Source organism: Catenuloplanes atrovinosus (assembly GCF_031458235.1).
In the GTDB taxonomy this organism is placed as follows: domain Bacteria; phylum Actinomycetota; class Actinomycetes; order Mycobacteriales; family Micromonosporaceae; genus Catenuloplanes; species Catenuloplanes atrovinosus.
Genome location: NZ_JAVDYB010000001.1, coordinates 2,925,884 through 2,949,580 on the forward strand (window position 1 = coordinate 2,925,884; position 23,697 = coordinate 2,949,580).

Annotated in this window: 23 protein-coding genes; 8 read left to right on the plus strand and 15 right to left on the minus strand. The window is 71.9% G+C overall.

All coding sequences use genetic code 11. The features are described 5' to 3' along the window. Nucleotides 1-2: 2 nt before the first annotated feature. Together glgB and J2S41_RS13100 are read left to right on the plus strand one after the other, a co-directional pair. Nucleotides 3-2,111 (plus strand): 1,4-alpha-glucan branching protein GlgB, encoded by a 2,109-nt coding sequence (gene glgB / locus J2S41_RS13095; RefSeq protein WP_310367276.1) that lies wholly within the window; start codon nucleotides 3-5, stop codon nucleotides 2,109-2,111. Nucleotides 2,112-2,177: 66 nt separating this feature from the next. Next, the gene (locus J2S41_RS13100) at nucleotides 2,178-2,648 is read left to right on the plus strand and encodes a DUF1877 family protein (protein WP_310367278.1); all 471 of its coding nucleotides are present in this window, start codon (nucleotides 2,178-2,180) and stop codon (nucleotides 2,646-2,648) included. A gap of 39 nt (nucleotides 2,649-2,687) precedes the next feature. Here the strand turns inward: J2S41_RS13100 and J2S41_RS13105 are convergent, their stop codons facing one another. Further along, nucleotides 2,688-3,431 (minus strand): hypothetical protein, encoded by a 744-nt coding sequence (locus tag J2S41_RS13105; RefSeq protein WP_310367281.1) that lies wholly within the window; start codon nucleotides 3,429-3,431, stop codon nucleotides 2,688-2,690. 820 nt (nucleotides 3,432-4,251) lie between these two features. Beyond that, a complete protein-coding gene (locus tag J2S41_RS13110) occupies nucleotides 4,252-4,632 on the minus strand; it encodes a YccF domain-containing protein (protein WP_310367284.1) in 381 nt (126 codons plus the stop codon). Between the two features lie 90 nt (nucleotides 4,633-4,722). On the opposite strand from J2S41_RS13110, the gene J2S41_RS13115 reads away from it, so the two are divergent. Continuing rightward, on the plus strand, nucleotides 4,723-5,220 hold the full coding sequence (locus J2S41_RS13115) for a hypothetical protein (RefSeq protein WP_310367288.1): 498 nt from the start codon (nucleotides 4,723-4,725) through the stop codon (nucleotides 5,218-5,220). A 3-nt stretch (nucleotides 5,221-5,223) separates the two neighbouring features. On the opposite strand, the gene J2S41_RS13120 is transcribed toward J2S41_RS13115, so the two are convergent. After that, the gene (locus J2S41_RS13120; protein ID WP_310367291.1) at nucleotides 5,224-6,006 is read right to left on the minus strand and encodes an alpha/beta fold hydrolase; all 783 of its coding nucleotides are present in this window, start codon (nucleotides 6,004-6,006) and stop codon (nucleotides 5,224-5,226) included. An 84-nt stretch (nucleotides 6,007-6,090) separates the two neighbouring features. On the opposite strand from J2S41_RS13120, the gene J2S41_RS13125 reads away from it, so the two are divergent. Next, nucleotides 6,091-7,092, plus strand: a complete 1,002-nt coding sequence (locus J2S41_RS13125) for a sigma-70 family RNA polymerase sigma factor (protein WP_310367294.1) — start codon at nucleotides 6,091-6,093, stop codon at nucleotides 7,090-7,092. Here J2S41_RS13125 and J2S41_RS13130 read toward each other — a convergent pair. Together J2S41_RS13130 and J2S41_RS13135 are read right to left on the minus strand one after the other, a co-directional pair. Further along, nucleotides 7,014-8,240 (minus strand): hypothetical protein, encoded by a 1,227-nt coding sequence (locus tag J2S41_RS13130; protein WP_310367295.1) that lies wholly within the window; start codon nucleotides 8,238-8,240, stop codon nucleotides 7,014-7,016. The genes J2S41_RS13125 and J2S41_RS13130 overlap by 79 nt on opposite strands. A 58-nt stretch (nucleotides 8,241-8,298) precedes the next feature. Continuing rightward, nucleotides 8,299-9,174, minus strand: a complete 876-nt coding sequence (locus J2S41_RS13135; protein WP_310376366.1) for an alpha/beta fold hydrolase — start codon at nucleotides 9,172-9,174, stop codon at nucleotides 8,299-8,301. A 245-nt stretch (nucleotides 9,175-9,419) separates the two neighbouring features. On the opposite strand from J2S41_RS13135, the gene J2S41_RS13140 reads away from it, so the two are divergent. Next, nucleotides 9,420-10,175 carry a DUF6082 family protein gene (locus tag J2S41_RS13140; protein WP_310367298.1) on the plus strand — a complete coding sequence of 252 codons (756 nt, stop codon included), beginning with the start codon at nucleotides 9,420-9,422 and terminating at the stop codon, nucleotides 10,173-10,175. On the opposite strand, the gene J2S41_RS13145 is transcribed toward J2S41_RS13140, so the two are convergent. From J2S41_RS13145 to J2S41_RS13185, 9 genes are all read right to left on the minus strand, one after another. Further along, the gene (locus J2S41_RS13145; protein WP_310367301.1) at nucleotides 10,132-10,335 is read right to left on the minus strand and encodes a DUF397 domain-containing protein; all 204 of its coding nucleotides are present in this window, start codon (nucleotides 10,333-10,335) and stop codon (nucleotides 10,132-10,134) included. The two genes, J2S41_RS13140 and J2S41_RS13145, sit on opposite strands and share 44 nt — an antisense overlap. A 146-nt stretch (nucleotides 10,336-10,481) precedes the next feature. Then, nucleotides 10,482-12,605 (minus strand): chemotaxis protein CheA, encoded by a 2,124-nt coding sequence (locus J2S41_RS13150; RefSeq protein WP_310367304.1) that lies wholly within the window; start codon nucleotides 12,603-12,605, stop codon nucleotides 10,482-10,484. Further along, nucleotides 12,602-12,874, minus strand: a complete 273-nt coding sequence (locus tag J2S41_RS13155) for an STAS domain-containing protein (RefSeq protein WP_310367307.1) — start codon at nucleotides 12,872-12,874, stop codon at nucleotides 12,602-12,604. Before J2S41_RS13155 ends, J2S41_RS13150 begins: the two co-directional genes overlap by 4 nt. Nucleotides 12,875-13,319: 445 nt before the next feature. Continuing rightward, complete coding sequence (locus tag J2S41_RS13160; RefSeq protein ID WP_310367309.1) at nucleotides 13,320-13,688, minus strand: response regulator; 369 nt, start codon at nucleotides 13,686-13,688, stop codon at nucleotides 13,320-13,322. A gap of 9 nt (nucleotides 13,689-13,697) precedes the next feature. Continuing rightward, complete coding sequence (locus tag J2S41_RS13165; protein ID WP_310367311.1) at nucleotides 13,698-14,741, minus strand: methyl-accepting chemotaxis protein; 1,044 nt, start codon at nucleotides 14,739-14,741, stop codon at nucleotides 13,698-13,700. Continuing rightward, nucleotides 14,734-16,014: a protein-glutamate methylesterase/protein-glutamine glutaminase gene (locus J2S41_RS13170; RefSeq protein ID WP_310367314.1), complete on the minus strand. Its 1,281-nt coding sequence runs from the start codon at nucleotides 16,012-16,014 to the stop codon at nucleotides 14,734-14,736. Before J2S41_RS13170 ends, J2S41_RS13165 begins: the two co-directional genes overlap by 8 nt. Nucleotides 16,015-16,258: 244 nt before the next feature. Then, nucleotides 16,259-16,747 (minus strand): chemotaxis protein CheD, encoded by a 489-nt coding sequence (locus J2S41_RS13175; RefSeq protein WP_310367318.1) that lies wholly within the window; start codon nucleotides 16,745-16,747, stop codon nucleotides 16,259-16,261. Beyond that, nucleotides 16,740-17,576 (minus strand): CheR family methyltransferase, encoded by an 837-nt coding sequence (locus tag J2S41_RS13180; protein ID WP_310367320.1) that lies wholly within the window; start codon nucleotides 17,574-17,576, stop codon nucleotides 16,740-16,742. Before J2S41_RS13180 ends, J2S41_RS13175 begins: the two co-directional genes overlap by 8 nt. Continuing rightward, on the minus strand, nucleotides 17,576-18,175 hold the full coding sequence (locus J2S41_RS13185) for a chemotaxis protein CheW (protein WP_310367323.1): 600 nt from the start codon (nucleotides 18,173-18,175) through the stop codon (nucleotides 17,576-17,578). The genes J2S41_RS13180 and J2S41_RS13185 overlap by 1 nt, the downstream gene beginning before the upstream one ends. Before the next feature lie 151 nt (nucleotides 18,176-18,326). On the opposite strand from J2S41_RS13185, the gene J2S41_RS13190 reads away from it, so the two are divergent. Next, on the plus strand, nucleotides 18,327-20,051 hold the full coding sequence (locus J2S41_RS13190; protein ID WP_310367326.1) for a methyl-accepting chemotaxis protein: 1,725 nt from the start codon (nucleotides 18,327-18,329) through the stop codon (nucleotides 20,049-20,051). Nucleotides 20,052-20,186: 135 nt separating this feature from the next. Continuing rightward, nucleotides 20,187-21,038: a DUF4394 domain-containing protein gene (locus J2S41_RS13195; protein ID WP_310367329.1), complete on the plus strand. Its 852-nt coding sequence runs from the start codon at nucleotides 20,187-20,189 to the stop codon at nucleotides 21,036-21,038. A 62-nt stretch (nucleotides 21,039-21,100) separates the two neighbouring features. On the opposite strand, the gene J2S41_RS13200 is transcribed toward J2S41_RS13195, so the two are convergent. Next, complete coding sequence (locus J2S41_RS13200; RefSeq protein WP_310367332.1) at nucleotides 21,101-21,964, minus strand: sigma-70 family RNA polymerase sigma factor; 864 nt, start codon at nucleotides 21,962-21,964, stop codon at nucleotides 21,101-21,103. Nucleotides 21,965-22,218: 254 nt separating this feature from the next. Between J2S41_RS13200 and J2S41_RS13205 the strand changes: the two genes are divergently transcribed. Further along, nucleotides 22,219-23,682 carry a diguanylate cyclase gene (locus J2S41_RS13205; RefSeq protein ID WP_310367335.1) on the plus strand — a complete coding sequence of 488 codons (1,464 nt, stop codon included), beginning with the start codon at nucleotides 22,219-22,221 and terminating at the stop codon, nucleotides 23,680-23,682. The last annotated feature ends 15 nt before the right edge of the window (nucleotides 23,683-23,697 follow it).

The window sequence follows — 23,697 nt, forward strand, 5'->3', positions numbered from 1 at the left end:
CCATGGACCGGCTGATCACCGGAAACGCCCACGACCCGCACGCCGTGCTGGGCGCGCACCCGGCGCCGGACGGCGGCACGGTCATCCGCGCGCTGCGCCGGCACGCCACCGACCTCGCGGTGATCACGCCCGACGGCACCAAGCACCCGATGGAGCGCGTGCACCCGGACGGCGTCTTCGAGGCGACCATCCCCGGCCGGCCCGACGGCTACCTGCTCGACGTGGACGGCGAGGAGCAGGACGACCCGTACCACTACCCGCCCACGCTCGGCGAACTCGACCTGCACCTGATCGCGGAGGGCCGGCACGAGCGACTGTGGACCGTGCTCGGCGCCCAGCACGGCGAGACCGGCACCGCGTTCGCGGTCTGGGCGCCCAGCGCGCAGGGCGTCCGGATCGTCGGCGACTTCACCGGCTGGGATGCGCACGACGGCTGGCCGATGCGCTCGATGGGCGGGACCGGCGTCTGGGAGATCTTCGTGCCCGGCGTCCCGGAGGGCGCGCGCTACAAGTACCGCATCCTCGGCGCGGACGGGCAGTGGCGGGACAAGGCCGACCCGCTGGCCCGGCACACCGAGGTCCCGCCGCGTACCGGCTCGGTGGTCTTCACCAGCTCGTACCGGTGGAACGACGGCGAGTGGATCGCGGCCCGCGAACGGAAGCGCCCGCACCGCGAGCCGATGTCCGTCTACGAGGTGCACCTCGGCTCCTGGCGCCCCGGGCTCGGCTACCGCGAGCTGGCGGACGAACTGGTCGGCTACGTGGTCGAGATGGGCTTCACGCACGTCGAGTTCATGCCGGTCGCGGAGCACCCGTTCGGCGGCTCCTGGGGCTACCAGGTCACCGGCTACTACGCGCCGACCTCGCGGTTCGGCGATCCGGACGACCTGCGCCTGCTCATCGACGAACTGCACCAGGCCGGCATCGGCGTCATCCTCGACTGGGTGCCCGCGCACTTCCCGCGCGACGAGTGGGCCCTCGCCCGGTTCGACGGCACGCCGCTCTACGAGCACGGCGACTGGCGGCGCGGCGAGCACCCGGACTGGGGCACGTACGTCTTCGACTACGGCCGCCGCGAGGTGCGCAACTTCCTGGTCGCGAACGCGCTCTACTGGTTCGAGGAGTTCCACGTCGACGGCCTGCGGGTGGACGCGGTCGCCAGCATGCTCTACCTCGACTACTCGCGCAACGAGGGCGAGTGGCTGCCCAACCAGTACGGCGGCAACCAGAACCTGGACGCGATCGGCTTCCTCCAGGAGGTCAACGCCACGGTCGGCCGGCAGTACCCCGGCACGCTCATGATCGCGGAGGAGTCGACCGCGTTCCCCGGCGTCACCGCGCCCACCGACCGCGGCGGCCTCGGCTTCGGCTTCAAGTGGAACATGGGCTGGATGCACGACACGCTGACCTACATCGGCAAGGACCCGATCTACCGGCAGTACCATCACCACCAGCTCACGTTCTCGCTTGTCTACGCCTGGTCGGAGAACTACGTGCTGCCGATCAGCCACGACGAGGTGGTGCACGGCAAGGGCTCGCTGGCCGGCAAGATGCCCGGCGACGACTGGCAGCGGATGGCCAACGCCCGCGCGCTGCTCGCCTACATGTACGCCCACCCGGGCAAGAACCTGCTGTTCATGGGCGCGGAACTGGGCGACGACCGGGAGTGGTCGGAGGAGCGCGGCCTCGACTGGTACCTGCTGCACGACCCGCGCCGGGCCGGCCTCAAGCGGCTGCTCACCGACCTCAACAAGACCTATCGGGCCGAGCCCGCGCTGTGGGCGCAGGACACCACGCCGGACGGCTTCCGCTGGATCATCAACGACGACGTGACCAACAACGCGGTCGCGTTCCTGCGGATCGCGCCGGACGGCAGCACGCTGTGCTGCGTCGCGAACTTCTCCGGCGGGCCGCTCGACGACTACCGCATCGGGCTGCCGTACGCGGGCCGCTGGACCGAGCTGATCAACACGGACGCGCACGTCTACGGCGGGTCCGGGGTCGGCAACCTGGGCGGCATCTACACCGACGACGAGCCGTGGCACGGGTTCGCGGTGTCGGCCGCGCTGCGCGTACCGCCGCTGGGCGTGCTCTGGCTGCGGCACGCATAACCGCTCCGGGGGTACGGACGAGGCACGGCGGAATCTTGTCGTACCTGTGTTCTAAGGTCTGCGGCCATGGGACTCTTTGGAGAGTGGATGCGGGCCGCACCCGCCGACCTCAAGCCGCTGCGCGGTGATCTCACCGCGGTGCGCAAGTTCATCGCCGACGGCGAGGGGCCCCGGTCCGGCACCGAGGGCGACTGGCCGGGCATCGACTTCCTGCTCCGGCGCCGCGACTTCCCGGTCGACATCATCTACGGCGAGGAGCCGTTCGCCGCGCCGTCCGCGGAGGACAAGGAGTGGGACTCCGACCCGCCCTGCTATCTCACCCCCGCGCAGGTCCGCACGGCCGCCGCCGCGCTGCGCGACCTGACGGCGGAGGAGCTGATCCACGGCGTCACCGCGGCCGAGCTGCGCCGCGCGGGGCTGTACCACCTGTATACGCCCGCCCGCCTGCCCGAGCTGGCCGCCCGGCTGGCCGGCATGCGGGACTACTTCGTCCGCGCCGCCGCCTGCGGAGACGCCGTCATCTGCTGGCTGTCCTGAGCCGCCGACGCCCCCGGTGCCCACCCGGGCACCGGGTCCTCAGCCGACCGTGGTCCGCACCCGGCACTCCGCGTCGCCGTCGTCCCCGGCCGGCCAGAACGAGAAGGCGACCCGCACCGCGACGCCGCCCTCGGTGCGTACGCACGCGCTCTGCTCCGTGTGCGGCACCGGCTGCGCGTCGAGCGGCGTCATGTCCCAGGCGGTCACGTCCGCGCACCGGCCGCTGCCCGGCACCGGCGCGACCCCCTCGCTCAGCGGGGCGAACTCGTCCCGGCTGAGCTGTACGTCCGCGCCGTCCTGGCCGGCGAGCTGCGTGATCCCGCCGTCCGCGGCGATCGCGATCCGCAGCCCGGACGGGGGCAGCGCGGTCCGCACCTCGTCGCCCGGCGGTGCCACGGCCCGGCCGCCCGGCGTGGCGGTGGGGGTGGGCGGGGCCGCCGTCTTCCCGGGGGCGGCGGCGGGTGCGGTCGGCCGGCTGCCGGCCGTCGGTGTCGCGGGCTGGGATGACGGGCCTGCGCTCCCGGCCGGGGACGGCGCGGATCCGGTGCCGGCCGGGGTGGGAGCGGGAGTGCTGAGCGGCGGGGTGCTGGTCGCGGGATCCGCCCGATGGTCGCCGGTCGGCGCCAGGCCGGCGCGCCAGGCGAGGCTCGCCGCGGCCAGCAGCACGATCGCCGCCGCGACCGCCGCCAATCGGCGCCTCGGCCAGGTGTAGCCTGGCGCGCCGCTGCCGCTGCCGTTGTCCGGCGCCGGTGTTCGTCCCACCAGTGGCGCGGCGCCCGTCATGTTCGATGCTCGGGCCGCCGGATCCGCTGTGGCGGGGGTGTCCTCGGCAGGCGGCGGCGCGACACGCGCGGGCGGAGGCGGGCTACCCATCGGCAGCGGGTCTGCCGATCGAGACCCGGATGCCGGGGGTGCCGCAGAATCCACGGGTGCTGCGGAATCCGCGGGCGCCGCAGAACCTGGGCGTGCCGCAGGTTCCGCGGGTGCCGCGGAGCCCTCGGGTGCCGCTGAATCGGCACGCGCCCCGGCATCCACGGCTGCTCTGGAACCCGCCGGCGGCGCGGAACCCGCGGGCGGTGCGGAAACCGTGGGCGCCGCAGTGCCCGGGGGTGCCGCATTCGCGGTGGCCCGGGGTTCCGTGGTGGGGCCGGCCGTCGTGAGCGTGGCGGCCGGGCCGCCGCCGACCAGGGAGTTGTAGAGCCGCATGATGTCTTCGTCGTCCGGGTAGCGCCGGTGCGCGGCCAGCAGCAGCGCCCGGACCCGGCCGGTGCGGTAGGCCCGGGTGAGCAGGCGGTGCAGCAGGTCACCGCCGCGTACGTCGTCCATGTTGATCTGTGCGGCGGCGGCCAGGTCGAGGACGTCCTGCGCGGTCGTGCACGCCCTGGCGAGGCTCTCGTCGAGCAACACGACCCGCGATCGCGCGCGATCCCGTCCGGTACCGGCCGGCCCGGAGTCCTCTGGCGGTGTGGTCATCGGTGCGCGCCCTCCCCGGCCTGCGTACCGCCGCGTTCACCGCCGAGGGTGCCACGCCCGCGCCGTCCCGGCCACCGTGCGCCGGGACTGCGTCGCCCGTGGAACGGCCGCGCGGCCGGGTCCGATCGGGTCAGGGACGGTCGACGATCTCCTGACCGAGCGGCCAGAACGCGGCCGGGACCAGCTTGAAGTTCGCGATGCCGAACGGGATGCCGATGATGGTCACGCACTGCGCGATGCCGGCGGAGATGTGGGCGAGCGCCAGCCACCAGCCGGCGACGATCACCCAGAGCACGTTGGCGAGGCCGGACGCGACGCCGGCGTTCGGCTTCGGGACGATGGTGCGGCCGAACGGCCAGAGCGAGTAGACGGCGAGCCGCAGCGAGGCCACGCCGAACGGGATCGTCACGATCAGCGCGAAACAGATCAGCGCGGCGATGCCGTAGCCGATCGCGAGCAGGATGCCGCTACCGAAGATCAGCCACAGGACGTTGAGCAGAAAGCGGATCATGTGCTCGATTGTGGTACCCCGCGTCCACTCGCATCGACATCCATTGCCGCCCGAGTGACACCTCACCGCACGTGCGGTTGACTTGCCGGCATGAACGACGACGCCGGCTCGGACCGGATCTGGGTGACCACCGTGCCGCCGCTGGAACCGGTGCACCTCAGCGTCCTCATCGGCGTGGACAACGGGGGCGACGCGGGGGAGCGGCTCGTCGCCGCGCTGCTCGACCGCGGCCATCAGGGCGACGACGGCGCGCTCTACCTGCTGCCGGACGACCTGGAGGCCGCGTACCGTCAGGACGGGGACGCGCTGACCGTGCGCCTGACCGCGCCGGCCGGGGTCCTGGACGAGCTGGTCGAGGACCACGACGACGCGGGGCTGCGCGCGGCGCGGGCCGCGGTCGGCGGGCGGGACGGCCGGGTCGCGCTGATCAGCCGCACCGTGACGTCCACGTTCCTGGCCGGCGTCGACCCGGACGAGCGCCCGCCGGTGCTGCTCATCGACGCCCCCGGCCCGGCCGGCCGGGACGCGCTGCTGGCGGCGGCCGGACGCGGGGACGCGACGATCGCGGTGGTGCCCACCGACGACTGACCGCTAGGCCAGGAAGTCCAGGGTGACCTGAGCGAACAGCGGGGACATGAACAGGTTGTAGTGGGTCAGGCCGGGCAGGATGGCGAGCGCGTGACCGCCCTTCGGCCGGCCCGAGCCGTCCCAGCCGCCGTCCCGCAGACCGCCGTCCAGCAGCGCGAACACCTCGGCGAAGTGGCTGACCGGGGCCAGGTCGGCGTCCGCGGCCACGATCAGCGCGGGCACCTGGAGGCCGCGGACCTCGTCGGTGAAGTCGTAGTCCTGCGCCATCGCCTCGCCGATCTTGTCGAGCAGGCGGGGGAAGTCCTCCGGGCGCGGCGCCACCCGCTGGTACGTCTCGTACATCGGCGTGTCCTTCATGAACTCGGCCGCGGCGGCGCCGATCTGCGCCTGCTGGGCGAGGATCTCCGGGTCGGTGGCGTCCCGCCGGATGCCGGCCGAGGCGCTGACCAGGCGGCCGACCTTCTCCGGGTGCCGGATCGCCACCTGGAGCGCGACGCCGCCGCCCAGCGAGTACCCGACCACGGCGGGCCGGTCCAGGCCGAGGTGGCCGATCAGGGCGGCGACGTCGTCGGCCATGGTCCGGATGTCCAGCGGCCGGTCGATGTCCGCGGTCCGGCCGTGCCCCTGCAGGTCCGGCAGGATCACCCGGTGGTGCGCGGCCAGTCGCTGGAGCACCGGGCCGAACATCTCGCCGTTGCCGAGCCCGCCGTGCAGCAGCACCAGCGGGCTGCCCGCGCCGTGCTCCTCGAAGTACAGGTCGATCCCGTTGACCTCTGCGTACGCCATGTGGTGCCTCCCTCGATCGCGTTCTACACCCCTATGACCGGGCGGGTGATGAGGACTCATCGGTGCCCGGATAGATTTTTCGGTGTGACCGACGTGGCGATCGAGCTGGAGGCGTACCGGCCGGAGCTCACCGGCTACTGCTACCGCATGCTGGGCTCCGCGTTCGAGGCCGACGACGCGGTGCAGGACACGATGGTCCGCGCCTGGAAGGGCTTCGACCGGTTCGAGGGCCGGTCCGCGCTGCGCTCCTGGCTCTACCGGATCGCCACCAACGTCTGCCTCAGCATGCTCACCGGTGCGCAGCGGCGCGTCCGCCCGATGGACCTCGGCCCGGCCGGCTCCGGGCACGCGGAGTCGCCCGGCGCGCCGCTGGCGGACGCCACCTGGCTCGGCCCGATCCCGGACGACCCGGCCGTGGTCGTCACCGCGCGGGAGACGGTCCGGCTCGCGTTCGTGGCCGCGCTCCAGCACCTGCCGCCGAGGCAGCGCGCCGTGCTCATCCTGCGCGAGGTGCTGTCCTGGTCCGCCGCCGAGACCGCGGACCTGCTCGACATGACCGTGGCCGGCGTCAACAGCGCGCTCCAGCGCGCCCGCGCCACCATGGCCGCGCTCGACCCGCACGCCGCCGACCTGCGCGCGCCCGCCGACGAGACACAGAACGCGCTGCTGGAACGGTATGTGCGGGCCTTCGAGGCGTACGACCTGGACGCGCTCACCGCGCTGCTGCACGAGGACGCGACGCTGTCCATGCCGCCGGTGCCGCTCTGGCTGCGCGGCCCGGCCGACATCCGCGCCTGGATGTCCGGCACCGGCTCCGGCTGCCGCGGCTCCCGCCTGGTCCCCATCACGATCAACGGCCTTCCCGGGTACGGGCAGTACCGCGCATCCGCGTCCGGCCACGTACCGTGGTCGATCATCGCTCTGGAGATCGTCGACGGGCGCATCGCGGCCGTGACGAACTTCCTGGACACGGCACGGCTGTTCCCGCGCTTCGGCCTGCCGATGAGCTACCGCACCGCGAAGGTCGCCAGGTCGTCGGCCGGATCGTCGTCCGGGACCGGTGCGCCGCCGAGCGCGCGCCGGTAGGCGACCACGGAGCCGCCCGGGGCCGCGTCGCCGCCCTTGCGGACCACCAGCAGCAGCGTGACCTCCTCGCCGGCGCCGACGTTGCCGAGCCGGCACTGGACCGGGAAGCCGCTCAGCGACACCGGGCTCTCGGACGGTGCCGCGCCCCCGGTCAGCGGCACGGAACGGCCCTGCTCCGGCGGCACCGCCCACGGCGCCGCCGTGCGCAGCTCCAGGCAGGCGTCCCAGCCCTGTTCGCGGGCGGCGAGCGGGCCGCCCGGGTCAAGCGACAGCCACACGTCGTCCGCGACGACCGGGCCGCGGTTGCCGACCGTGATCGAGATGGTGCCCTCGCCGGTGGCGTCGTAGGTGAGGTTGCCGCTGCGTACCCACAGGTCGGCCCGGGGCCGGGCGGACGGGTTCAGCAGCGGTGAGAACGAGACCGAGGAGCCGCCGAACTCGCCGTTGCCGACGTACCAGAACTGCTGGTCCAGGTAGCGGGTCCACTCGGCCGGCTGATCCGCGTACGGCTGGAGATCGCCGACCGTGACCACGACCGTGCCGTCATCCGCTATCCGCGCCGCGGTCAGCCACTGCACGGTCGTGCCGGTCGTCATCGTCACCACGCCGAGCGGCACCACGTCCGCCCCCAGCCGGGTGAACGCGACCGCCGCCTCCGGCCCCGCCGACTCCTTGAGCACGCAGCGCAGCACCACGACCGCGTCCTGAGCGCCGTCCCCGTCCAGATCCCCGTGCGTGATCGCCGTGGCCCACACCTTCCCGAGCGACGGCGAGTCGACCACCGTGACGCCGGCGGCCGGGCAGGTCCAGCCCTCCGGCACCTCCGGAAGCGCGAACCCGCGCAACTCCCCGACGCCGATCGGCCCGGGATCGGCTTCCGCGGCCGGCGTGGGTGTCGCTTCCGCCGTCGGGGTCGGCGACGCCGTCGTCAGCCCGGCCGGGACGACGCGCCCGGGCGCGTCCGGCAGCATGCCGGCGTAGACGATCGCGGGCGCGGCGATCAGCGCGGCCGTGAGCAGCACCGCGGCCACCATGCCGGTGCGCCGCCCGGCCCGGCGCGGCCGTCGCCCGGCCGCCGGAACGTGCGCGTCCAGGTTCTGATAGACGACGCCCAGCCCGCCGTCCCGCTCGTTCTCCCGCTGCCCCATCCCACGAGCGTGCCAGCCGTAGGTTGCGACCCGGTCGCGCCCACCCGGGAGTGTCGGATTACCGCCACGACCGTACGGTGAGGACCGCGTCGGCGAACGCCTCCGGTGCCTCCTGCGGCAGATTGTGCCCGGCGTCGATCACCCGGTGCTCGTGCCGCGCGGTGAACAGGTCGGCCAGCTGGGCGGTGCCGCCCGGCTTCAGCGGGTCGCGCGCGCCGTCCAGCGTCACCGCCGGCACCGTGATCGGCGGCCGTCCGGCCAGCCGGCGCTCCAGGTCCTCGAGGCCCGGCTCCCCGGCGGCCAGGCCGAAGGCGTGCCGGTACGCGTGGACGACCACGTCGACGAAGTCGGGATTGCCGAAGGACGCGGCCGTCCGGGTGAACGTCGCGTCGTCGAACTCCCAGCCGGGCGACCACTGCCGCCACAGCATCCGGCACAGCTCCTCGCGGTGTTCGGCCAGGCTCTCGCGGCCGCGTTCGGTCTGGAACAGGTGCTGGTACCAGACCGCGTGCTCCATCGCCGGATCGAACGCGTGCCGCTGCCGCTCCACATCGATGACGTCGTAGCTGGCCATCGACACCAGCCCCGCCACCCGCTCCGGCCACAGCGCCGTCGCCACACAGGACGCGAGCCCGCCCCAGTCGTAGCCGCCGAGAATCGCGGTGCCCAGGCCCAGCGCGTCCAGCAAGGCGAGAAGATCCGCGCCGAGCGCCGCCTGCTGCCCACTGCGCATCGTCGCCGCCGACCGGAACCGGGTGGGCCCGAAGCCGCGCTGATAGGGCCGGACCACCCGGGCACCGTGCGCGGTGAGCAGCGCAACGACCTCGTCGTAGGCGTGCGCGTCATACGGAAACCCGTGCGCCAGGACGACCGGCCACCCGTCCTCGGGCCCATCCTCCAGGACCGCCACCTCGAGCACGCCCGCCTCGATCATCCGCACGCCGTCCCACCCTCCGTCGGACCTCGGGCAAACGTAGATCCCCGGCCGGCGGACCGCCACTCGGCCGGCGCCGAAGGCATGAAACGCAATTTCCGTGGGTGCCAGTTTCATTTTCTCACTCGACCGGGTGGCAATCGGAACCGGAATCGAGTCGGTCGATCGCATTCGTTTCTGGAGTGAATAGATTATTCACGTTCCCACGCGGCGGCGGTGTTGCGCATGTGTGCTCTCATGCCCTCATGCGAATCGTCCGCGAGGCGCCAGTCGCGATTGTGGCGGCAGTCGAGAGTCGAATCACCGCGGCGGAGATCGACCTACAGACAATCGGAGAGATCGGCCAGGCGATCAGCGCGCTCGGCACGGTGATCTCGGCGTTGGCACTGCTGGGCGTCATGCGCTCCCTGCAGTTCCAGCAGCGACAGACGCGCGCCTCCGAGGAGGAGGTCGTCCGCGCGATGCGTAACGACCTCATGCTCGTCGCACTGGAGAATCCCGGGTTTCTTCCCCTGTGGGGATTCCGGTCATCGCTGTCCGCGGGGGAGATGACGCAGCACGCCTACCTCGGTATGGTGTTCGGCTACTTCGAGAGCGCGCTGCGAAACGGCCGCATGGCGGAACTGGAATTGGAGAGGATGCTCTCCAACATGTTCCGCATGGACGTCGTCCGGGAGTTCTGGATGGAGGCTCGGATGGTGTACATCGAGTCCGGCGACGCGTCGGCCGTCAGTCTCGCCCGAATCGCGGAACGACACTACCGGAACGTGGCGGAGTTGGCGGAGATTGAGGCCTCACCCGTCGGGCCGGTCAGACCACCCATCAGCGCCGACCTGGAGTTCGACACGCTGGATGTGGCCGGGTTGCTCCCCGTTCCCGGCAAACGGCGCCGGCGGGTGTTGTCCACCTGCCTTCATCTGCTGCGCATCTCGATCTGGCTCGCGACCCGCGCACGGGTCAGGCGCGACCGGCGCCGTCGACCGAGCCGTGAAGGCTCTTGACGAACGATGTCCAGGCCTCCGCGGTGAAGCGGAGAACCGGGCCGTGTCCGCCGTCCTTGGCGTCTCGGACGAACGTGCCGGACGGCGACGCCGCGACCTCCACGCAGTAGCCGTCCCGGCACGCCGAAGCGCGCAACCACGTGAGATGATCAACATCCATCAAGATCGCCAGTCCTTTTGCGCGAATTGTCCCTGTTAACAAACAGCCTCGCGCATCCTAAGGGCAGCCGTGCCGTTTCTGGCCAATCTGCAACCGTGTCGTCCGAGCGTGACTCCGCCGGGCGGGTCCGACGGGACGATCGCCGGTCAGCCCACCGGGAGTGGGGCCTGCCGCGCGCGTTCGAGATCCGTGTGTTCGGAGACCAGGGGGCCCACGTCCAGGATCAGGGCGACGTCCCCGTTCCCCAGGATGGTGGAGCCGCTGACGCACTTCAGATTGGAGAACAACGGGCCCAAGGGCTTGATCACGGTCTGGAACTCGCCGAGGAGGGAATCGACGACGAGGCCGGTGCGCTGGCCGGACTGCTCGACCACGACGACGTTCTGGCGGCGGGCGGGGTCGCCGGGGATGCCGAAGATCTGGCGGAGGCGGATGAACGGGAGCACCTCGCCGCGGAGGTTCATGCAGTCGCGGCCGCGTGGGCCCGGCGGCAGCTCCACGCACTCGGTGACCCGGTCGAGCGGGACGATGAACGAGGACGGGCCGACGCCGACCAGGAAGCCGTCGATGATGGCCAGCGTCAGCGGGAGCCGGATTCTGATCGTGGCGCCGTGGCCGCGGACGGACTCGACCTCGATGCTGCCGCGCAGCGCGGCCACGTTGCGGCGTACGACGTCCATGCCGACACCCCGGCCGGAGAGGTTGGAGATCTGGTCGGCGGTGGAGAAGCCGGGCTCGAAGATCAGGTCGTAGACCTCGGCGTCGGTCAGGGTGGCGGTGGCGGAGACCAGGCCGCGGTCCACGGCCTTGGCGAAGATCTTGTCCCGGTCCAGGCCGCGGCCGTCGTCCGCCACCTCGATGACGATGTTGCCGGCGTCGTGGTACGCGTGCAGGCGCAGCGAGCCCTGCGCGGGCTTGCCGGCCCGCACCCGCTCGGCGGGCGGCTCGATGCCGTGGTCGAGCGAGTTGCGGACCAGATGCAGCAGCGGGTCGCTGATCCGCTCGACCAGCGCCTTGTCCATCTCGGCGTCGCCGCCGGTGATGGTCAGCTGGACCTCCTTGCCCAGGTCGACGCAGACGTCGCGGACCACGCGCTCGAAGCGGCGCAGCGTCATGCCGATCGGCACCATGCGCAGCGACAGCGCGCTGTGCCGGACCTCGTCGATCAGGCGGGTGACCTCGCCCTGGGCCTCCGCGCCGGCGGCCAGCATGGTGGTGCTGGCCTGCGCGATGACCAGCTCGCCGACCAGGTCGATGAGCCGGTCCAGCCGGGCGGCGTCGATCCGGATGGTCTGGGTGTCGCCGGAGCGGGTGTCCGCGACCTTGCGCTGCCGGGTGAGCGCGGCCTCGACCACGGCCGGGTCCGCGATACCCTCTTCGATCAACACCTGACCGATGGGTACGGACAGCGAGCGCTCGCGCTGAATCCGCAGCGCCGTGTCGATCTCCGTGGGCGTGACCGCGCCGCTCTCCAGCAGCACGTCGCCGAGCCGGTCCCGCTGCGGCATCGACTCGATGAAGTCCACGTAGGACGCGGCGGCCAGCGGTGTGATCCGGATGTCGCTCTCGTCGCGGACGAACTCGAAGACCGACTCGATCTCGGCCTTGGCCGCGTCCGTGACCAGGTCGGCCTCGAACGCGAGGTAGCTGGTCTCCGGGTCCAGATCCGCGGCCTCGGGCAGCGCGGAGTCGTCCACGGTGACGCGGGCCAGCGTGCCGAGCGTGCCCAGGTAGCGCAGGAACGACATCGGGTCCATGCCGTTGCGCAGGCAGTCCGGGCCGAACCGCAGGCTCAGCCGCCAGCCGCGGTCGGCGCGCGCGCTGGCGACGGGCGCGGCCGGTGCCGTGGCCGCGGGCGTGAACGTGCCGGGCAGGAACGGCGTGAGCCGGGCGAGCAGCGCGGCGCCGGCCGCCTCCTCGGCCGGGGTGGCCTCCAGCCGGCCGCCGGCCACGCCCTCGACCACCTGCGCGATGTGGTCCGCGCACGGCAGCAGCGCGCTGATCAGCTCCGGCGTGACGCGCACGTCGCCCTCGCGGACGTGACCGAGCAGCGTCTCCACCACATGCGTGAAGCTGACCAGGTGGGACAGGCCGAACAGGCCGGCCGAGCCCTTGAGCGTGTGCGCGGACCGGAACACCGCGTTCACGGTCTCCGCGGCGTCCGGGTCGGCCTCCAGCCCGAGCAGGCCCTCCTCCAGCGCCTCCAGCAGTTCCCGCGCCTCGGTGATGAAGATGTCCAGCGCCTCGGTGGCGTCGTCCTCGAAACTCACGGCAGCGCCTCCAGCGATCCGTCCAGGTGCACGATGGCCAGCGCCTCCCGCACGGCCGGGCTGGCGTCCCGGAACTCCACGGTCGCGCCGATCCGCGCGGCCTCGCGCCGGGCCAGCAGCAGGATCTGGAGTCCGGCCGTGTCGAGCTCGGTGACGCCCGCCAGCCGTACCCGCAGAACGCTCTTCTCCTCCAGGGCGGCGATCAGCCGCGGCGCCTGCTCCGCCGCCGCGTGGATCGTCAGCTCCCCCTCCAGCTCGACCGAACTCATGCCGGACTCACCTCGAGGCCGCGGTTGCGGTGTGGTCGGCGCTGAGCCGATGATTCGCTCGTAGGCTCGCGTGTGCCGGGCTCTGCCGGGAGGCTGCGGTTGCGGCGTGGTCGGCGCTGAGCCGATGATTCGCTCGCAAGCTCGCGTGTGCCGGGCTCTGCCGGGAGGCTGCGGTTGCGGCGTGGTCGGCGCTGAGCCGATGATTCGCTCGCAAGCTCGCGTGTGCCGGGCTCTGCCGGGAGGCTGCGGTTGCGGCGTGGTCGGCGCTGAGCCGATGATTCGCTCGCACGCTCGCGTGTGCCGGGCTCTGCTGGCAGGCTGCGGTTGCGGTGTGGTCGGCGCTGAGCCGATGATTCGCTCGCACGCTCGCGTGTGCCGGGCTCTGCTGGCAGGCTGCGGTTGCGGTGTGGTCGGCGCTGAGCCGATGATTCGCTCGCAAGCTCGCTCATGGCGCGATCAACTTGCTCACGGCCGCGAGCATCTGCTCGGGCTGGAACGGCTTGGTCACCCACGCCTTCGCGCCGGCCGCCTGGGCCTGGCGCTTCTTGTCCTCCTGCGACTCCGTGGTCAGCATGATGATCGGCGTGAACTTGTACGCGGGCAGCTTCTTCGCCTCGGTCACGAACGTGATGCCGTCCATGTTAGGCATGTTCACGTCGGAGATGATCAGGTGGATGCGGCGGCCGTCCAGCTTCTGCAGCGCGTCCTTGCCGTCCGTGCCGACCAGCACGTCATAGCCCGCGCCCTTGAGCGCGATGCTGACCACCTGCCGTACCGACGCCGAGTCGTCGACCACGAGCACCGTCTTCCCCATGATTCCCCCTTAGAAGAACGTGATCTCCGAGTCGGCGACCCGGGCGCCGGACTTCGAGCGGTGCGCCTGGACCTCCTCGGCCATCGTGTAGGTGGCCTCCATCTCGCCGAGGATCGCCTCCGGGTCGATCGGCGGCGCGTCCGTCCGGGAGCGCTCACCCGCCTCCTCCACCACGGCGGGCAGCCGGTCGATGCTGGCCTGGAGGTGTTCCAGCACCTGGCAGACCCGGTCCTGGAACTGCAGGTTGACCAGGGACTCACTGATGTCGCCGCGGATGCCGACCGCGGCGCGCTCCAGCGACGCGGAGGAGTCCCGGAAGCCGGCGACCACGCCCTGCAGGTCGTCGAGCACGGCCTGGACCTCCGCGTTCGCGCCCGCCACCGCCTCGTCCTCACGCTCCGCGGTCTGCTCCGCGTGGTTGAGCAGCGTCCTGATCGTCGACTCGACCCGGCCCACCTTCTCCGCCATCCGCTCGCTGGTGCCGGCGGACCGGTCGGCGAGCTGCCGCACCTCGTCCGCGACCACGCCGAACGCGGCACCGGCCCGGCCGATCCGGGCGGCCTCGATGGACGCGTTCAGCGCGAGCAGGTTGGTCTGCGCCGCGATCGCGGTGACCTCGCCGGACATCTGGCGCAGCTCGTCGTTGAAGGCGAGCAGTGTGCGCAGCTCCGCGACCGTCTCCCGCTTGGACGACAGCGCCTCGTCGAGCGTGCCGACCACACCGCCGAGCCGCTCCCGGCTGCGGTCGAACGTGCCGCCCTGCCCGTCGTCGAGCGCGCCGGTGGAGGACTCCAGCACGGTGTCCAGGTTCTCCACGATCTCCGCGAACCGCTCGGTGAGCGTGCCGACCGCGGTCTCCATCTGGCTGCGCGAGGAGGTGAGCTGCGCGGACCAGACCGGCGCCAGCGTGCCGGCGAGCCGGCTCACGCTGCGCAGATGGGGATCGTCGCGGGTGGCGGCCGGCGGTGGGGCGGTGGAGCGCCGCCGGCCCAGGCCGTACCCGGCACCCCCGCCCACGGCGAGGCCCAGCAGAACCCACAGCATCTCAGCCATACCGGTGGATCACCTCCGCGATGGATTCGAGCGGCGCCTCCCGATCGACGGCGCCGAGCTGGACGGCCTCGTGCGGCATGCCGTGCACCACGCACGTCGCCTCGTCCTGCGCGACCGTGAACGCGCCGGCCCGGTGCATCTCCAGCAGGCCGCGCGCGCCGTCGTCGCCCATACCCGTCATGATCACGCCGAGCGCCGCGTTCCCGGCCGCCTTCGCGACGGACCGGAACAGCACGTCGACCGACGGCCGGTGCCGGTTGACCGGCGGGGCGTCGAAGACCCGCACCCGGTACCCGCCACCCATCCTGACCAGTTCCATGTGCCGTCCGCCGGGTGCGACCAGCACGTGCCCCGGCAGCACCTCGTCGCCGTCCGCCGCCTCGCGGACCCGCATCCGGCACATGGTGTCCAGCCGCTGCGCGAACGCGGCGGTGAACCGCTCCGGCATGTGCTGCACGATCACCACGCCCGGCGTGGACCGCGGCAACGCCGGCAGTACCACCTCCAGCGCACGCGTCCCCCCGGTCGACGTCCCGATCGCCACCACCCGTTCCGCACTGACGACCGCCTTGTTCATCTTATTTCCCGATAAATCGGGCAGGGATGATTTCGCGGACGTCAGGTGATCGGCGCCCGCGTGCGCCGTGGAGCCGGTCCGGGCACCCCTGACGGGCGTGGGCGCGCGAGGCGCGATCGGCGGCGCGGTCCCGGAGGACGCGGGCATCGCCGTGGAACGGCCCGGCGCGTGGTGCGCGGGAGCGAAGGCCGCGGGTGCCGTGGTGTGGCGCGCCGGTGGCGCGCCAGCCGGCGCTACAGGATCAAAATCAACACCGCCGGACGGTACGGGTACGTGTACCCGCCGCCCAGCCACCGCGGCGGACCGCACCGCGGCCACGATGTCGGCGGCCTGCGTCTCCACGAACTCCTTCAGCCCGGTCGGCGGGCGGGGGATCACGGTCACCGCGCCCGCCGCCAGCGCCTCCATCGCGGTCTCCGCACCCCGCGCCGTCAGCGCCGAGCAGACGATCACCGGCGTCGGCCGTACCGCCATGATCCGCCGGAGGAACGTGAGCCCGTCCATCCGGGGCATCTCCAGCTCCAGCACCACCACGTCCGGCCAGACCCGGTTCATGTGCGCCATCGCGAAGATCGGATCCGCGACCGCGCCCACCACCTCGATCCCCGGGCTCGCCGCCAGTCGCGCGGTCAGCAGTTGCCGCACCACCGCGGAGTCATCCACGATCAGTACGCCGATCCCGCCACCCTCGGTCATGCCGAACCCCCGCCCCGGCCGCGGTCCCGGGGAGCCGGGCTCCGCCCCGGCGATCCGGGCACGCCGCTCCCACGCGATCGGCCACGCCGCGATTCCGGCGCGCTCGGCGCCGGTCGCGGCGCGTGACCGCGCGGTTCCGGCGCGGCCGGCGTCGGGCGTGGCGCATGCCCGAGGCTCCCGCACCACGGCCCGCTTCGCGGGGCCGGCGTGGTCGGTGCCGAACGCGCCGAGCCGGGTGCGGTGGTCATCGGGTCTTCCGGAGGGCGGCGTGGAGGGCGACGTCGCCGGTGGAGACGTCGAAGGTGAGGCGGCGGGCGCCGCGTCCGCCGAGGTGGGTCTCGGCGAGGTGGAAGCCGTAGCGGTCGAGCAGGGCCAGGCCGGCCGCGATGTTCTCGCGGGCGACGTCGGGGGCGCGGCCGTGTCGCTGGGCGGGCGGGAACTGGTTGCCGCCGCCGAACATCCGGGCCACGTACTCCGACGGGCGGGTGCCCTGGCGGTCGATCTCGTGCAGGAACATCCGTACCGCGTGATCGGCGTATCGTCCGTCGAGCCGGGCCTGCGGGCCGGGCAGCCGGCGCGCGGGCAGCATGTAGTGGCACATGCCGCCGACCAGCCGGCGCGGGTGCCAGAGCGTGATCGACACGCACGACCCCAGCAGCGTGTGGATGCGGGTGTCGGCGCCGCCGAAGCAGAACTCACCCGGGTTCAGCACCACCTCCACGAGGTTAGCCACGCTGCTGCCCGGGGATCCGGTAAATCGACGGTTCGACCATGGTCAGCCGGGACGGGATCGAGCTGAGCGACTCGGACCGGCCGATGATCAGGTAGCCGCCCGGGTGCAGCATCTCCTGGAGGCGCCCGATCAGCTCGCGCTTCGTCTCCGGGTCGAAGTAGATCATGACGTTGCGCAGCATGATCACGTCGAACCGGCCGAGGTGGCCGAGGTTCTCCATCAGGTTGTGCCGGCGGAAACTGACCCGCTGGCGCAGCGGCCGGCTGACCGCGATGCTGCCGTCGTACTCGTCGCGGCCGCGCAGGCAGTACTTGCGCAGCAGCTGACGCGGGATCTTGTCGGCCGCCGCCAGCGGGTAGATGCCGAGCTGCGCGCCCTCCACCACGCGGGTGGAGATGTCCGTACCGACGATCTCGAAGCGGCTGTCCGGCAGCGCCTCGGACAGCACCATCGCGGCGGTGTACGCCTCCTCGCCGGTGGAACTGGCCGCGCTCCACAGCCGGAACGGCCGGCCGCGGTCGCGCGCCGGCAGCACCACGTCGCGCAGGAAGTCGAAGTGCTGCTCCTCGCGGAAGAAGAACGTCTCGTTCGTGGTGAGCAGGTTGATCAGCTGGCGCAGCTCCGGGCCACCCCGCGGCTGGTCCTTGAGGAGGCGCACATACTCGGCGTACCCGCCCAGGCCGAGCGCGCGCAGGCGCCGGTCCAGCCGGCCGGCGACCAGCGCCTCTTTGCCCGGCGTCATCCTGATGCCGGTCTCCCGGTAGAGCACGCCGGTGATGTAGGCGAACTCGTCCGGCCCGAGGGGTCGGCTGGTGAGGGACTTCTGCATCAGTTTCCTTCGTCGGCTACGTCGTCGGAGTCGGTGTCGGTCTCGGTGTCACGGCCACCCTGCGTACGCACCGCCGCGCCGAGGCTGACCATGTCACTGATCGACAGAACGTTGCCGACATCCAGCAGAATCAGGAAGTCTCCGTCGCGGCGCGCCATGCCGCTGATGTAGTCGGCCCGGATCCCGGAGCCGAAGCTGGGCGCCGGCTCGATGTCGCCCTCGCCGAGCGCGACCACCTTGTTGACGCTGTCGACCAGGATGCCGATGTCCTGGCCGCCGTCGCCGTCCGTGCCGCCGGGCCCGGGCTCCAGGCCGGTCTCCGCGATGTGCACGATGATGATGCTGGTCCGGCGCCGTACCGTGGTGGAGCCGCGGTCGAACCGGATGGCCAGGTCGATGACCGGCACCGCGCGGCCGCGCAGGTTGATCACGCCGCGGATGAACGGCGGCATCATCGGCACCACGGTCAGGTTGCGGTACTCCAGGATCTCCAGCACGTGGAAGATGTCCAGCGCGTACGCCTCGCCGTTCAGCGTGAACGTCAGGAACCGGCCGGAACCGGCCCGCGTCGCCGTCGACATGGTGGAAACGTCACTCACCGCCGGGTCCTCTCGATCTGTGGATGGGCACCGGCACCCATCCGATCACGCATTCGTCGTCAAAGAGCCCTATATGAGTTTTTATCGGGATAGGAGCGGTTCTGGCACCTACGCTGAGGGCCGAGGCGTAGATCAACCGAGGAGCCCCGTCATGGTCAACACGTCGCCCGCCCGGCCCGGTTTCGGGTTCAAGAACCTGTCCGTCGCCTGGAAGCTGCGCTGGATGGCCCTGATCGCCTGCGTCCTGCTGATGGTCGTGGGCGTGGTCGGGATCGTGCAGCTGGGCAGCGCGCAGAGCCGCCTGTCGAGCATGTACGCCGTGCACCTGCACAACACCAAGACCTTGGACGAGGTCGCCATCGCGTACCGGGACGCGCGGTTGTCCACCCGCGTGCTGGGCATGGCGCAGACCAAGGAGGAGAACGACGCCGCGACGATCCGGGTGGAGGAGAGCCTGGCCGCGCTGGCCACCACCTGGGCCGGAGTCGAGGGCCTGGACATCGCCGGCGCGGACGCGGACCGCGACGAGATCGACGGCGCGTTCGCCGACTATCAGCAGGTGGTGCGGGACAAGTTGATCCCGGCCGGCGCGTCCAACAGCTACGCGCTGTTCAACCAGGTGGTGGACGAGGAGGTCGCGCCGATCACGAACGCGATCGACGAGTCGCTGACCCGGCTGCTGGACGCGGAGGACCACGCGGCGAAGGTGTCCACGGACTCCTCCGCCAGCGCGTACGAGACCGCGCGGATCGTGCTGATCGGCCTGATCGTGTTCGCGCTGGTGTTCATGTTCGCCATGGTGCAGCTGATCACCCGGTCGATCTCGCGCCCGCTGGAGCGTACCGTCGCGGTGCTGACCGGGCTCGCCGCCGGCCGGCTCGACCAGCGCCTGGAGGTGGACAGCCGGGACGAGGTGGGCCGGATGGGCACCGCGCTCAACAGCGCGCTGGACCGGCTCTCGGACACGGTCAGCACCGTGATCGACTCGTCCGCGCAGATCAACAACGCGGCCAGCCAGATCAGCGGCGCGTCGCAGAGCCTGTCCCAGGCCGCGACCGAGCAGGCGTCCAGCATCGAGGAGACCACGTCGAGCCTCGAGCAGATGACCGCCGGCATCGCGCAGAACAGCGACAACGCGCGAGCCACCGAGGAGATGGCCGCGCAGGCCCGCGCGGAGGCGCTGGAGGGCGGCGAGGCGGTGCAGAAGACCGTGAACGCGATGAAGGAGATCACCAGCAAGATCGGGATCATCGACGACATCGCGTTCCAGACCAACATGCTGGCGCTGAACGCCACGATCGAGGCCGCGCGCGCCGGCGAGCACGGCAAGGGCTTCGCGGTGGTCGCCACCGAGGTCGGCAAGCTGGCCGAGCGCAGCCAGGTCGCGGCGCAGGAGATCAGCGAGCTGGCGTCCGGCAGCGTGGAGACCGCGGAGCGGGCCGGCAACCTGCTCAACACGATCATCCCCAGCATCATCCGCACCTCGGACCTGGTGCAGGAGATCGCGGCCGCCAGCGGCGAGCAGTCCACCGGCGTCCGGCAGATCAACATCGCGATGAACCAGATCGGCAAGGTCACCGAGCAGACCGCGTCGTCGAGCGAGGAACTGGCCGCCACCGCGGAGGAGATGTCCGCGCAGACCACGCAGCTGCAGACGATGATGGACTTCTTCACGGTCGGCGCGCCGGGCCGCCGGCCGCGGCCGGACTACGCGGGCGCGGACTTCTCCGGACGCGAGCACGCGGGACGCATGAGCCCGAACGGCGGCGGGTACTACTCGGCGCAGGGCGCGTCGGCGGCGTCCGGGCCGAGCTTCTCCCGGCGCGACCAGGACGCGTTCGCGCCGGAGATCGAGGCCAAGTTCGACCGGTTCTGAGCAGATCACAAGCCTTCGGGGGTACGGCGTGCGCGCCGTACCCCCGGCTCCGGCTGCGCGTCCAGTCGGCGTCCAGCGCGCGTCCCGTACCGCCTCATAGGTTCTCCCTCGCCACTCGAACTGGGGGAGGAAATCATGAACGGGCGCATCAAGCAGATTCTCGCGGCGGCCGCGCTGACCGCGGCCGCGACGGTCACGGTCGTGGCGAGCGGGCCGGCGGCCGGCCAGGCGGCGGTTCCGGCCGTCCAGGGCTTCGGGCTCACCGCGGACGGCCTGACGATGCTGGCGTTCCAGTCACAGACGCCGAACGTCAGCGACTGGGTGCAGGACATCGTCGGGTTCACCGGCCACGACACCTACGGGGTCGGCCTGGACACCCGGCCGGCGAACGGCGTGATCTACCTGGTCGCCAACGCCGGCGGCATCTACACGGTCGACCGGTGGTACATCACCAAGGTCGGACAGCTGAGCGTGGCCCTGAACGGCCAGTCGTTCGGCGTGGACTTCAACCCGGCGGCCGACCGGCTGCGGATCTTCAGCAACACCGGCCAGAACCTCAGCCACGACGTCGACGGCAACGTCACCACGGCGCAGACCGCGCTGACCGACGGCGCCAGCGGCAAGTCCGCGACCGGTGTCACCGCGGGCGCGTACACGAACAACGACACCAGCAACCTGACCGCCACCGCGCTCTACGACGTCGACACGATCGCGAACCAGATCTCGCTGCAGAACCCGCCGGCGGCCGGCACGCTGTTCCCGCAGGGCATGCTCGGCGTCGACCCGGCGCAGAACTCGAGCATGGACATCGTCAGCACGATCAGCAACGGCCGGACCGTGGCGAACACCGCGTTCGCCGCGCTCATCAACCCGGTGACCAACCGGAGCACGCTCTACTCGGTGGACCTGACGTCCGGGTTCGCCACGTCGATCGGCAACTTCCCGTCGGTGCTGCAGGTCGGCTCGATCACCTTCGCGCGGTACTAGGGTTCACCGCATGCGGCGAGGCCCGCCACCTCAACGGGAGGGTGGCGGGCCTCGCTCGTCCGCTACGCGGCCAGGTGCGCCGGCAGCCCCTGCTGGGTGGTGAACGCGAGCCGGCTGGACAGGGTGCCCTTGTTCGCGATCTGCGCGAAGTAGGTGGCGCGGCGGCGCGCCACGCATCCGTCCGGGCGGCCCGGCGCCGTGACCTGCTCCGGGTCCAGGTGCGTGTTCAGGCCGTCCTTGAGCAGCGTCAGCGCCTCCGCGCGCAGCTGCGAGATCCGCGACTCGGTGACGCCCAGCTCGGCCGCGATCACGGACATCGGCTCCTCGTTCAGGAAGTACCGGGTGATCACGACGCGCAGCCGCTCCGGCAGCGCCTCGATCGCGTTGTGCAGGTAGCCGATCCGCTCACGGTGCACCAGCAGCTCCTCCGGGCCCATGGTCGACTCGGTGACCATGTCGTCCGCGCTGCCGGTGGTGAAGCCCTGCAGCGACAGCACCACGGCGCGCTGCACGTCGTCCTCGGTCGAGTTGATCTCGGCGACCGGCACGCCCAGGTACTCGGCCAGCTCCTGCGGCGTGGGCGTACGGCCCAGCGTCGCGGTCAGGTGCTGGCGGGCGGTGTCGGCCTGCCGGGCGCGGTGCCGCACCGAGCGGGACGCCCAGTCCAGGCCGCGCAGCTCGTCCAGCAGCGCGCCGCGGATGCGGGTCGCGGCGAACCGGTGGAACGGGATGCCGCGCTCCGGGTCGAAGCCGCGCGCGGCGGTGACCAGCGCGGCCAGCCCGGCCGAGGTGAGGTCGTCGCGGTTGACGTGCGCCGGGACCCGCCCGAGCATGTCCCGGACCAGGTGACCGACCAGCGGCATGTTCGCGCGGATCAGGTCCTCGCGCTCGCGGTCGCTCATCGTCGTCGTGGTGGTGATGCTCATTCTCGGTTCCCCCCGTGGAAGTCAGCACGTCGCTGGCCAGGGAGAACTCTCCGGTCCGGAAGGTGCACCGCCGGTTGCCGACGGTTGCGATCCGGTTGTTCCGATCCGGGAAAGCCTCAGCACGCGGCTGAGACGGAGGACACCCGGCCTTTCCTCAGGCCGGTACCGCCCGCGCCGAAATGGCAGCCACGCGGTTTCACCCGCGAAGTCACGCAGAGCGACCCGGAGCACGTGTGCGGGGAGGAGGATGGGCCATGGTGGCTGCAACCATGAGCGACGCGGCGCGCCTGAGGGCGCTGGTCGGGATCGCGCGGGCGGCGAACAGCGCGCTCGCCGACCCCGCGCGGCTGGCCACGGTCGTCGTCCAGGCCGCCACGATCGTCGCGGACAGCGCCTCGGTGTGGACCCAGTCCAGCGCGCACCGCACGCTGACCCGGATCGGCGCCACCCATCGCGACCCCGGCGCGGAGAAGGCGCTGCGGCAGACGCCGGGCAGCATCACCATCGGCGACTACGACGGCTTCGTCACCGCGGTCACCGACAGTGGCGTCGCGGCCGTGCTCGATCCGGCGGAGATCCGTACCCACCTGGACGCGCTCGACCCGGCGCTGGTCGCCGGCCTGGCCGCGCGCGGCATCGGCGCCGTGTCCATCCAGCCGCTGCGCGCCGAGGGCCACCCGACCGGCATCCTGGTCGTCACCCGGGACGCCGGCGGCGACGCGTTCACCGAGGCGGACCTGGCGTACCTGCAGGCCGTCGCGGAGATGGCCGCGACCAGCCTGGCCACCGTCGACCTGCTCAACGGCTCCGCGGTCGCGTTCGAGGAGATGCGCGCCCAGGCCGAGATCGTCAACCAGGTCTCGGACGTGATCGTCTCCTGGGACGGCGACGGCCGGATCGTCACCTGGAACACCGCGGCCGAGGGCGTGTACCTCTACAGCCTCGCCGACGCGGTCGGCTGCGACGCGCACGCGCTGCTGGACACGCGCTTCCTCGACGAGGACGGCGAGCCGCTCACCTTCGAGGACGTCATCCCGTACATCCGCGAGACCGGCGTGTGGAACGGCGAGTTGCGCCAGCGCCGCGCGGACGGCGAGGAAGTCGAGATCAAGTGCTCGCTGACCGGGCTGCCCGAGCAGTCCGGCAGCTCGTTCGCCGCGATCATGGTCAACCACGACGTGACCGAGCAGCGGCGCAAGGAGCGGCTCGCGCTCAACGACGCGCTCACCGGCCTGCCCAACCGCCGCTTCCTCACCCACCACCTGTCGCAGACGCTGAAGCGCTGGCGTCCCGGCACGCCCGCGATGGGCGTGTTCTTCCTCGACCTGGACGGCTTCAAGAAGGTCAACGACACCATGGGCCACGACGCCGGCGACGAGGTGCTGCGGGTCACCGCCGGCCGCCTCACCGAGGCGCTGCGCGGCGGCGACGTCGTCGCCCGCCTCGGCGGCGACGAGTTCGTCGTGGTCTGCCACGCCATCGGCGACCGCGACTCCGCCCGCTCCGTCGCCCAGCGCATGATCGACAGCTGCGCCACCCCCATCCCGGTCGGCGGCGACGAGCCCGCCCGCGTCGTCCCCAGCATCGGCATCGCCATGGTCGACGACGCCGGCGCCCCCTCCGACGGCCAGGAGTACGAGGCCGACGAGGTCCTCAAACTTGCCGACGGCGCCATGTACGAGGCCAAGCGCGGCAAGGCCGGCCCGGTCTTCGCCTGAGCCGGTCCTCACCGT

What these genes read in the sequence shown, in the direction of transcription:
- J2S41_RS13205 (WP_310367335.1), top strand. Translation starts at nt 22,219, where the DNA reads ATGGTGGCTGCAACCATGAGCGACGCGGCGCGCCTGAGGGCGCTGGTC.
- J2S41_RS13195 (WP_310367329.1), top strand. Translation starts at nt 20,187, where the DNA reads ATGAACGGGCGCATCAAGCAGATTCTCGCGGCGGCCGCGCTGACCGCG.
- J2S41_RS13180 (WP_310367320.1), bottom strand. Translation starts at nt 17,576, where the DNA reads ATGCAGAAGTCCCTCACCAGCCGACCCCTCGGGCCGGACGAGTTCGCC.
- J2S41_RS13190 (WP_310367326.1), top strand. Translation starts at nt 18,327, where the DNA reads ATGGTCAACACGTCGCCCGCCCGGCCCGGTTTCGGGTTCAAGAACCTG.
- J2S41_RS13115 (WP_310367288.1), top strand. Translation starts at nt 4,723, where the DNA reads ATGAACGACGACGCCGGCTCGGACCGGATCTGGGTGACCACCGTGCCG.
- glgB (WP_310367276.1), top strand. Translation starts at nt 3, where the DNA reads ATGGACCGGCTGATCACCGGAAACGCCCACGACCCGCACGCCGTGCTG.
- J2S41_RS13100 (WP_310367278.1), top strand. Translation starts at nt 2,178, where the DNA reads ATGGGACTCTTTGGAGAGTGGATGCGGGCCGCACCCGCCGACCTCAAG.
- J2S41_RS13145 (WP_310367301.1), bottom strand. Translation starts at nt 10,335, where the DNA reads ATGGATGTTGATCATCTCACGTGGTTGCGCGCTTCGGCGTGCCGGGAC.
- J2S41_RS13200 (WP_310367332.1), bottom strand. Translation starts at nt 21,964, where the DNA reads ATGAGCATCACCACCACGACGACGATGAGCGACCGCGAGCGCGAGGAC.
- J2S41_RS13110 (WP_310367284.1), bottom strand. Translation starts at nt 4,632, where the DNA reads ATGATCCGCTTTCTGCTCAACGTCCTGTGGCTGATCTTCGGTAGCGGC.
- J2S41_RS13160 (WP_310367309.1), bottom strand. Translation starts at nt 13,688, where the DNA reads ATGGGGAAGACGGTGCTCGTGGTCGACGACTCGGCGTCGGTACGGCAG.
- J2S41_RS13140 (WP_310367298.1), top strand. Translation starts at nt 9,420, where the DNA reads ATGCGAATCGTCCGCGAGGCGCCAGTCGCGATTGTGGCGGCAGTCGAG.
- J2S41_RS13120 (WP_310367291.1), bottom strand. Translation starts at nt 6,006, where the DNA reads ATGGCGTACGCAGAGGTCAACGGGATCGACCTGTACTTCGAGGAGCAC.
- J2S41_RS13105 (WP_310367281.1), bottom strand. Translation starts at nt 3,431, where the DNA reads ATGACGGGCGCCGCGCCACTGGTGGGACGAACACCGGCGCCGGACAAC.
- J2S41_RS13155 (WP_310367307.1), bottom strand. Translation starts at nt 12,874, where the DNA reads ATGAGTTCGGTCGAGCTGGAGGGGGAGCTGACGATCCACGCGGCGGCG.
- J2S41_RS13135 (WP_310376366.1), bottom strand. Translation starts at nt 9,174, where the DNA reads ATGATCGAGGCGGGCGTGCTCGAGGTGGCGGTCCTGGAGGATGGGCCC.
- J2S41_RS13165 (WP_310367311.1), bottom strand. Translation starts at nt 14,741, where the DNA reads ATGGCTGAGATGCTGTGGGTTCTGCTGGGCCTCGCCGTGGGCGGGGGT.
- J2S41_RS13130 (WP_310367295.1), bottom strand. Translation starts at nt 8,240, where the DNA reads ATGGGGCAGCGGGAGAACGAGCGGGACGGCGGGCTGGGCGTCGTCTAT.
- J2S41_RS13170 (WP_310367314.1), bottom strand. Translation starts at nt 16,014, where the DNA reads ATGACCGAGGGTGGCGGGATCGGCGTACTGATCGTGGATGACTCCGCG.